The sequence below is a fragment of the Myroides sp. genome (assembly GCF_032073645.1).
In the GTDB taxonomy this organism is placed as follows: domain Bacteria; phylum Bacteroidota; class Bacteroidia; order Flavobacteriales; family Flavobacteriaceae; genus Flavobacterium; species Flavobacterium odoratimimum.
Genome location: NZ_DAMANB010000010.1, coordinates 132,074 through 142,089 on the forward strand (window position 1 = coordinate 132,074; position 10,016 = coordinate 142,089).

The 10,016-nt window shown below is 34.4% G+C and carries 6 protein-coding genes; 4 read left to right on the top strand and 2 right to left on the bottom strand.

Annotated elements, in window-relative coordinates:
* Positions 1 to 3: 3 nt before the first annotated feature.
* Positions 4 to 2,007 (bottom strand): thioredoxin domain-containing protein, encoded by a 2,004-nt coding sequence (locus tag RT228_RS09500; protein ID WP_058699273.1) that lies wholly within the window; start codon positions 2,005 to 2,007, stop codon positions 4 to 6.
* 152 nt (positions 2,008 to 2,159) lie between these two features.
* Here RT228_RS09500 and RT228_RS09505 point away from each other — a divergent pair, with 152 nt between their 5' ends.
* Positions 2,160 to 4,439: an inorganic phosphate transporter gene (locus RT228_RS09505; protein ID WP_016650176.1), complete on the top strand. Its 2,280-nt coding sequence runs from the start codon at positions 2,160 to 2,162 to the stop codon at positions 4,437 to 4,439.
* A gap of 175 nt (positions 4,440 to 4,614) precedes the next feature.
* On the opposite strand, the gene RT228_RS09510 is transcribed toward RT228_RS09505, so the two are convergent.
* Positions 4,615 to 5,514, bottom strand: a complete 900-nt coding sequence (locus tag RT228_RS09510) for a NifU family protein (RefSeq protein WP_006257335.1) — start codon at positions 5,512 to 5,514, stop codon at positions 4,615 to 4,617.
* 114 nt (positions 5,515 to 5,628) lie between these two features.
* Between RT228_RS09510 and RT228_RS09515 the strand changes: the two genes are divergently transcribed.
* The 3 genes from RT228_RS09515 to RT228_RS09525 are packed head-to-tail and all read left to right on the top strand — an operon-like array spanning position 5,629 to position 9,824.
* Positions 5,629 to 8,253: a T9SS type B sorting domain-containing protein gene (locus RT228_RS09515; protein ID WP_232234353.1), complete on the top strand. Its 2,625-nt coding sequence runs from the start codon at positions 5,629 to 5,631 to the stop codon at positions 8,251 to 8,253.
* Positions 8,254 to 8,260: 7 nt separating this feature from the next.
* Positions 8,261 to 9,265: a type IX secretion system membrane protein PorP/SprF gene (locus RT228_RS09520; RefSeq protein WP_041888913.1), complete on the top strand. Its 1,005-nt coding sequence runs from the start codon at positions 8,261 to 8,263 to the stop codon at positions 9,263 to 9,265.
* 49 nt (positions 9,266 to 9,314) lie between these two features.
* Positions 9,315 to 9,824, top strand: coding sequence for a gamma carbonic anhydrase family protein (locus tag RT228_RS09525; protein ID WP_006257332.1), 510 nt, complete (start codon positions 9,315 to 9,317; stop codon positions 9,822 to 9,824).
* Positions 9,825 to 10,016: the final 192 nt, after the last annotated feature.

The window sequence follows — 10,016 nt, forward strand, 5'->3', positions numbered from 1 at the left end:
ATTTTATAAAGTATAATTATCTATCTGTGTATGATCTGTATCAGGTGCTAAGCACGCTCTCTCTATACAAATATAATGTAAAGTCTCTTCTGTAGGTGTATACTTAGCTAAGTAAGGGACAGTCGATGGTGAGGATACTGAGAATACAGAAGCTCTCGTTATTATGTTTTCTCTTCTCGATAGATTGTGTTGAAGAGCATCTGCACCCACCCATGTTAACTCAAGTGGTTGCTCTAAATATAGTTGTAGCAATAGCCAATGTGAGTATGCTGAAGGATAATCAACAGTAGAGAGTACAGTATTCATCATATTAATTGTGAGATCACTGTAGTAACTATTCTCGTATAGCAAACCGAGTTTGTATAAATTTATAGCCATAATCGCGTTAGAAGAAGGGATAACATTATCCTCTGTTTCTATCGCTGGTGTAATAGTATCTTCTTGGTTATGCTTGCTAAAATAAAAGAACTTGCTCTCGTGATCTAAGAAGTGGTCTAAAGAGTAGTCCATAAGATTTTTGGCTTCTGTGATGTATTGTTGTTCTTCTGTGTGTTCAAATAGATAAATTAATCCTTGTATATAAAAGGCATAATCGTCTAAGAAAGCTTCTATCTTGGCATTTCCATCTTTATACGTACGCAATAGTCCACGCTCTTCACACCATAGGTTATTGTGGATGAATAGGTGTAATGCTTTAGCTTGTTCTAGATAAGCTGTGTTTTGAGTAGCCGTGTATGCATCTAATAATCCTGTGATGTACATAGCATTCCACGAAGTGAGTGTTTTGTCATCTAGGCGTGGCTTAGGTCTATTCGCTCTATACTGTCTTAGAGCTGTTTCCCATTGCTTTTTTTTATTTTCTAAGTCTTCAAGAGGGATATTATTCTCGTTAGCGATATCTATTAATTCACGGGTTTGGATTAATACATATTGGTTGTTCTCCCAATGTCCAAAAGAATTGATATTAAATACAGTACTGAATAAAGGGAAATCTTGTTGGACTAATTCTTTTAATTCTTCTATTGTCCAAATATAGAAAGCACCTTCTTCCAGCTGGTTGTGACTGTCTAAACTGTCTGCATCTAGTGCTGAATAATATCCTCCTTCACCATTAGCCCAATTGTTAGTAATAAAATTAATTGTCTTGTCAATAACTTCTTTGTAGAGTTTATTGTGAGTACGTTTATATCCATCTGCATATACAGATAACAGTTGTGCATTGTCATAAAGCATTTTTTCGAAGTGAGGAATATGCCATTTATGATCGACAGAATATCTTGAGAAACCACCTTCTACTGTATCGAATAGACCTCCCCATGCCATTCTAGTCAACGTAAGGTCTATGTATTCTAATAGTTGTTGATCTCGGTGTAATACTCCTTTTTTCTGTAAGTATATTAAATTAGTAGGCATCATGAACTTTGGCGCTCGTGTATACCCTCCATATTCCCAATCAAAACTCTTTTTCCAATTCTCTAATACAAGGTCTGTATTGAATCTAGATTCCTCTTGTGCTATAGGTGCTTGACTTAGAATAGAGATTCCTTCTTGTAGTTGAGTTGCGAAATCTAGTACAGTATCGCGTTTCTCTATATATAAACGGTGTAGTTGTGCTAATGAATCCATCCATGCTTCTTTCTTAAAATAAGTACCACCCCAGATAGGTCTACCATCTGGTAGGCAAACTACATTTAAAGGCCATCCTCCTTGTTTCGTCATAATTTGGATTGCTTTCATATAGAAGTTATCTAGATGAGGAAGCTCTTCACGATCAACCTTGATAGAGATAAAATGTTGATTCATAATATCTGCTACCTCTTGGTTCTCAAAACTTTCTTTTTCCATAACATGACACCAGTGACAAGTAGAGTATCCTATGCTGATAATAATAAGTTTGTCTTCCTGCTCAGCTCGTGTTAAAGTTTCTTTATTCCATGCTTTCCAATAAATAGGGTTATTGGCATGTTGTAATAAGTAAGGGCTTGATTCTAAGTGTAATAAATTCATGATGAGATTCTGATATTGTTGTTGCTTAACAAAAGTACTCAAATGTATTTTAACTATAAAAAGAAGCAGAAGGATTAATAACGTTAAGTTAACATAGGTGTGAATTATTATAATCAATTTTGCGGCACACTTAATTTAAATAGAATTTATAAATGGAACAGATTTTTATTGTAATGCTTATAGCCCTTGGGGTATTAGCTATTATCGATTTAACTGTTGGAGTAAGTAACGATGCGGTGAACTTCTTGAATTCAGCATTGGGTTCAAAAGCGGTTACTTTTAAGACAATTATGATTGTAGCTTCACTAGGTATTCTAGTAGGAGCGATATTTTCAGGAGGGATGATGGAGATAGCCCGAAGTGGTATATTCGTCCCTAGTATGTTCTCCTTTAATGATGTGATGGTCATCTTCCTCGCGGTGATGATTACCGATGTACTACTTCTGGATGTGTTTAACTCTTTAGGGTTGCCAACATCTACTACAGTATCTATTGTTTTCGAATTATTAGGTTCTGCAGTATGTCTTGCTGTAATCAAAATCGTATCTAATAACGATAGCTGGTCTATGTTGCCAGATTATATCAATACGGAGAAGGCCACCGAGATTGTAGTCAGTATATTACTGTCAGTAATACTTTCTTTTACGTTAGGTACTTTAGTACAATACGTTTCTAGGTTGATCTTTACCTTCCAAGTGGAACAAAAGTTGAAATACTTCGGAGCGATATTCGGAGGGGTAGCTATTACTGCTATTACTTTCTTTATCTTGGTAAAAGGATTAAAAGGTGCAAGTTTTATTACAAAAGAAACTAGTAACTGGATTGGAGATAATCAGTTAACTATTATAGGGATTAGTTTAGTGTTTTGGACTATATTCTCTCAATTACTGATGAGTATCTTTAAGTTAAATATACTTAGAGTAATTATCGTTATCGGAACATTTGCATTAGCATTGGCTTTTGCAGGTAATGACTTAGTGAACTTTATAGGTGTGCCTATTGCAGCATTCCAATCATTTGAGTTCTTTATGGCATCGGGTCAGTCTCCTGATACTTATATGATGCATAAGTTAGCAGAAGAGAGTGTAGTTGCTCCTTTCTATTTTTTAGCCATTGCAGGTATTATCATGGTGTATACTTTATGGACATCTAAGAAAGCGAAGAATGTAATCGAGACAGAAATGAGCTTGGCAAGACAAGATACAGGAAGTACAGAGGAGAAATTCTCACCTAATATTCTGTCTAAGGTTATCGTTAGAGGTATGGTGTTAATCGGTATGGGAGTGAATTACTTCTTGCCAAAATCACTACAGCTCAAAATGGATAAGCGCTTTGAGATTCCTAAGAAACCAAAGAGTAGAACTCCAAAGGATGAACCAGCATTCGATATGGTACGTGCTTCAGTGAACCTTATTGTGGCGAGTATCTTGATCTCTATCGGTACTTCTATGAAATTACCACTATCAACTACTTATGTGACTTTTATGGTGGCGATGGGTACATCATTTGCGGATAGAGCATGGGATAGAGACTCAGCTGTGTATCGTGTAGCAGGGGTGTTTAATGTGATAGGTGGTTGGTTCGTAACAGCTATTGTAGCATTTATTGCTTCTTTTGTGATCGCTTATGTATTAAAAATAGGAGAGATCTACGCTTTAGTAGGAATGTTAATTCTAGTGGGAATTTTATTATACAGAAGTAATAAAATGTATAATAAGAAGACAAAAGAAAAAGCAGATAATGAAGCGAAGTTAGATAGCGTTGATATTATGACTATCCAAGGGGTAGCTTCAGAAAGTTCTTCTCAAATCGCTAATGTGATTACAAGAGCAAATGAATTATATACTTCGGTGATAGATGGTGTGGCTCTGCAAGAATTGACAGAATTAAAGAAAAGTAGAAAGCAGCTTAAGAAGCTAGAAAAAGAAGTGGATAACTTACGTGGTAATGTGTACTTCTTTATTAAAAATCTAGATGAAACTTCTGTAGAAGCAAGTAAATTCTATGTATTGACACTAGGGTATCTACAAGATATGATTAAGTCTATCAATTTTATTGCTCAGAATAGTTATACGCATATTGACAATAACCATAAGAAACTGAAGTTTAATCAAATTAGAGATTTAAAACTAATAGATAAAAAGCTTCAAGTATTATTCGATAAAGTAATTGTACTATTTACAGAAGAAAAATTCTCTGAGATAGAAGAAATCCTACAGGAAAAAGATGATTTAATCGCTACTGTAGATAAGTTAATCCAGAAACAAATCATTCGTATTCGTACGACAGAGACAAGTCCTAAAAATAGTAAGTTATACTTCTCTATTTTATTTGAGACTGATGATCTAATCAAGTCTACAATTGGATTGTTAGAATTGTTTCGAGATTTCGAAATTGATGTTAAGAGGAAGTCATTCAAAAGAATGAGCTAATCTATATTTAATTTAAGTGAAGAAATGAGGTTGCCTAGGCAACCTCATTTTGTTTTTATGATATTTAGGAGTGTAATGAAGTAGATTTCTGATTTTCTACCTTCTACTTAGATAATAAAGCACAAAAAAAGGTAGCATTTATAATGCTACCTTTTTCTTTATATCTAGTTGTTTACTATCCGTTATAAGCTTCTACAATGATTTTCTCATCGTTAAGCATATGTCTTAGCATTCCTTCTATACCATTCTTTAAAGTGAATGTAGAAGAAGGACATCCGCTACATGCTCCTTGTAAAAGTACATGTACAATATTAGACTCCTGGTCATATTTTTGGAAAGCGATATTACCACCATCAGCTTGTACAGCAGGTTTTACGTTTTCTTCAAGGATATTAATGATGCGTTGAGACTTTTCATCTAAAGAGTCAAAGTGTTCGTCAGCTGCCGCCTCAATTGCTTTAACATCATGAATAAGCGATTCGTCTACTGCTAGATTACCATTTTCTAAGAACTCTTTGATAAAGGCACGAGTAACCTGTACTAATTGATCCCATTCGAAAGAGTCATATTTAGAAATAGAAACATAGTTCTCATCAATGAATACTTCTTTAACGAAAGATTGTTTAAAAAGCTCTTTAGCAAGAGGAGAAGCACTAGCTTCATCTATATTTTTAAACTCTACACCTTTTTTTGTTAATAATTTATTGGCAACGAATTTAATTACTGAAGGATTTGGTGTTGATTCAGCGTAAATAGTAATTGGTTGCTTTTTTATTTCTTTTTTAGAATCTATTAAGATTTTCTTACCTTTAGCCAAGAATAGTTCTATCTGATCTGCAACGGTTTCTTTTACATCATCCCACTCGACAATTGAAAATTTTTCGATGGCGATAAAATTATTTGAGATATAAACCGTTTTAACAAAAGGAAGATAGAATAATTCCTTCGCTAAAGGTGATTCTGCAGTCTCATCAATATTTTTGAACTCGTGGTTTTCTCCCTTAGCTATAAAATCTGGTAAAACAAATTTTATAATTGTTGGGTTTGACGTATTTTGAATTTGTATTTTTGACATGTTAATTTAGTTTTTTTCAAAATTAGCAAAGAAAAATGCTAAGCGTCACGAAGATAAGATTTTTAAACAATTAATTAACATTAGTAAGCACTAACAATTTAATATAGCGATAAAATGGGCAAAAGAATGTGGCTTTCATTATTTGTATTTTCAGGAGTTCTGTCAGTAGGAGCTGTAGCTGGAGGTATAAACCCTTTTGAATATCTAGTTAATAGAGAGATAGTTGAGGTATATAATGACCAAGATGAGCCAAAACCTGAGGTGAAAGTTGGGAAACCTCATGATATAGAACAGGCTCTTCCAAAGAATAGCACATCAGGGAATTTTAGAGTATTCTTAGGTGAGGCAATAAAAAACAAAACAACTGGATTAGTTGTAGATGCTGAAGGAAATGCTATTGTTCCTGAAGGATATATCTATAGTTTTCACAACACTCAAGATGAAGCTAATCGCAATACTAATAAGCAAAAAGAAATCCTTTATGTAGATAAGTTTAATCCTACTACAGCACCATTGACTAGGTTTCTTAGAGTGCAATCTGTAGTAGATGCTACTAAAGTAACGGTTAGCCCATTTTTAATTAAAGTGAAGCCAGAAGAAGGAGCTACATTAAATGATAGAGTTACAGGACGTCCTGATCAATATCAAAATGCTGATAAAGATGGTAATGCTACATTTGTTTTGTTAGAGGATAAAAACCAGTTGTACTACGGAAATTCTAATACAGAGCTTTTCAAAGTAGATGGTACTAGTAAAACGAAGCTAACAGATGCTGAGATTAATAAGTTTACTACAAATAAAAACCAATTAATTGAAGCAAAGATTGTTCTTGATGGAGAGACTGCTACACGTCAGTTCACGCTTTTTGTAGAGAAGTTAAAGGTGAGTGGCGTTAACCCAGTATTAGAATCTGTAGAAACAAGAAAAGACGATACAAATAGATATGGTGATTACGACTTGAAAAAGACAATACCAGCTTTATTAGCCACTGGAGAAAATCCAGATTATTATACGATTACTTTTCACAAGACTGCTTATGATGCTCAGAGAAATGAGAATCCAATAGATATCTCTAAACCTTATGAGGGAGCGCATGGGACAGATGCTACTGCACGCATTTTTTATAAGTTGGCTAAATCAGCTAATCCTCTTGTATCAACAAGTCAGAAAATAGTGTTCAAAGTAATAGACAAACCAATTATTCCTCCTCTTCAGAATGTTTCTTATTGTGATAGTAAGATTGCTTCATACAGTTTGACTATAGATGGTCAAACAAAAGTAATAGCTGATGGGCGTACCATAGCTACAGATGAAGAACAAGCAGCAGAAGGATTTGATCCTAAGGGAAAATATTCTATTGGATATTTTAATTCAGAGGAAGATGCAATTGCGAATACAAATAAAATAGTAGGAGTAGAGATAACAGTGAAGTTAAATGAGACTCGCAAGATATGGGCTCGTTTAACGAATTTAGAAGATAAGAATTTCAATACTGCTTTTTTCTACGCTTCTTTAGGATATGATAATTTAAAGACAGCAGAAGTGTCAACTCAAGTTTTTCATTACTGTCAAGTAGAAAATAATATAGGAGAATCTACTGTGAATTTAAGAAGATATGAGGGGACTGTAATGGGGAAAACTTCTATTACAAATACACCAAACTTAAATCCTACAGATAAAATAACAACTGTATATTATGAAAATGAAAAGGATGCAGAAGCTGATGTAAACCGTATGCCTGAGAGTAAAGTAACGGCTTACCCTATTAAGATGGGAGAAGTAAAAGGACCGATTTATACTAGAGTGATCATGACGGAAGGTTTCGATTGTAAGGCGGATAATTACTCTTCTTTTAAAGTTTCTCTTGGGGTAGAATTAGCTATAGATTATTTCCCTAAAGAAAGCACTCAACAACTTTGTATTAATACAGAGACGAATGAAATAGCTCCTGTCGTATTAAGTGTGGAGAATAAGGATGTAAAAGGTAGACCTATTGTTATAACATGGCAATATGAAGTAAGTCGAGAGAATGGGTGGATAGTGTATAATACAGTACCTGGAAGTGGGAACCAGACTTCGATTAAGATAGATAAATCTGGTAATTATAGAGCAATAGCAAGCTATGCTACTTCTCCTTATCCTGGAGTACAGTCTTGTTCAACAGAGACGATAGTATGGACAGTAAAAGCACCACCAGTAGCGGTAGTGGAAGGAGTAGATGCAACAGGAATGCTGAACAGTATGGAGATTGATGAAAAAGGAGAGACGATGGTGCGCTTAGGTGTATTAGATGGAGGAACAAGTCCTATTACAGATGGTTATGATTTTGCTATTGATAATAGTGCATTCCAACCTTCAAGTCAGTTTTATAATATACCAATCGGAGAACATATTGCTTATGCAAGAAATAGAGTAACAGGATGTTCTACATCAGTTAAATTCTCAGTGTTTGGTTATCCTAAGTATTTTACTCCTAATGGAGATGGATATAATGATACATGGAATATACCAGGTCTAAAAGGACACAATGAGGCTCGTATTTATATCTATGATCGTTCAGGTAGATTGTTAAAACAGTTAAGCCCACATACAGAGGGATGGGATGGAACATGGAATGGAAAACCGATGCCGTCTACAGATTATTGGTTCACTGTGGAGTTTGTAAATGATTTTAAAGCTCCGAATGATATGAATGGACGTAAGGTAAGTTATAAAGGACACTTTTCTTTAAAAAGATAATTAAGTTATGAATATAATAAAGAAGCGCTATTTAGCTATAGCATTATTGATTTCTCAAATTGGTTTTGCACAAGAAGGACTAACGGTAAATTCTGAATATTTAGCAGATAACTATTATCTTTTACATCCTGCTATGGCAGGTATTAAGAATAGTACGAATGTTAGATTGACTGTAAGACAGCAGTGGAGTGGTGTAGATGACGCTCCTCGTCTTATGACGATGAATGCTAGTACTCGTCTAACTGATCAATCAGCTATCGGAATTATCGGATTCAATGATAAGAATGGTTATCACTCACAGACTGGTTTTAAAGCGACGTATGCTCACCATATTACCTTTAGTGAATCACGTTATGATTTAAACCAATTGTCATTTGGATTGAGTGCAGGTTTTGCTCAGACGAAGTTAGATGAGAGTGAGTTTGGAGGATTTGACCCTAATGTAGCAGGAGGATTAGAATTAAAAGATTCTTATTTTTCAGTTGATTTTGGTGCTGCTTATCACTATCAAAATTTCTTCTCTATGTTTACAGTGAAGAATGCGGTAACGAGTTCTAGTAAATTATACTCGGATACAGAGAGTAATAACTTTAGAAAATATATTTTAGGTGCAGGGTATGCATTTGGAAATACGAGATATGGAACAGGTTGGATCTATGAGCCATCTATATTAGCTCAGTATACTGAAGAGCGTGAGGATTTTGCACTAGATGTTAATATGAAGGTTTATAGACAGTTTGATTTTGGTAAGATTTGGGCTGGAGCGTCTTTTAGATCTAACTTTAATGGAACAGACTATTTCGAGAATGGGAAATCTAAAACACAACGTTATCAATATATCTCTCCAATGCTAGGAGGAAATTATAAGAATGTTAGTTTTGCATACTCTTATACTAAATTAATGGGAGATCTTACTTTCGGTGATGGTGCTTTCCATCAGTTTACAGTAGGGTTTAATATATTTCCGAAACGTACAAGTTTAGAGTGTAATTGTCCGACTGTAAAAGATTAAATAATAAAAAAATCCCGATATTTATCGGGATTTTTTATTGCGATATATTATGATTATAAAAGAAATAAGAGGAAAATATCCTCAAATACCTGAGGACTGCTATGTGGCAGAGAATGCCACTATAGTAGGTGATGTTACATTCGGAGAGAAGTGTAGTGTATGGTTTAATGCTGTCATTCGTGGTGATGTGAATTCTATTACGATAGGAGATAAAGTGAATATACAAGATGGGGCTATTGTTCATTGTACCTACTTAAAGCATCCGACTGTGATTGGAAATAATGTTTCTATAGGGCATAATGCTATGGTACATGGATGTACGATACATGATAATGTGTTAATCGGTATGGGAGCTATTGTAATGGATAATTGTGTTGTACACAGTAATACAATAATTGCTGCTGGTGCTGTTGTTACTCAGAATACGGTAGTAGAGGCAGGTTCTATATATGCTGGTATGCCCGCTAAAAAGGTAAAAGACATAAGTGCATCAGATTTTGGGGGTGAGGTAGAGCGTATAGCAGATAATTATGTGATGTATTCTAGCTGGTACAAATGATTAATTAAGAATTAAGAATTAAGAATTAAGAATTAAGAATTAAGAATTAAGAATTTGTACAATTATATACAAGTTGTAGGTAGTATACATAAAGTCGCGGTAACGAGAACAAGGCGAATGAGAACTATAATTTATATATCAATAGCGTCCTAAATAAATTTAAGGCATAAAATATCCTCCCATTTTAGTAGG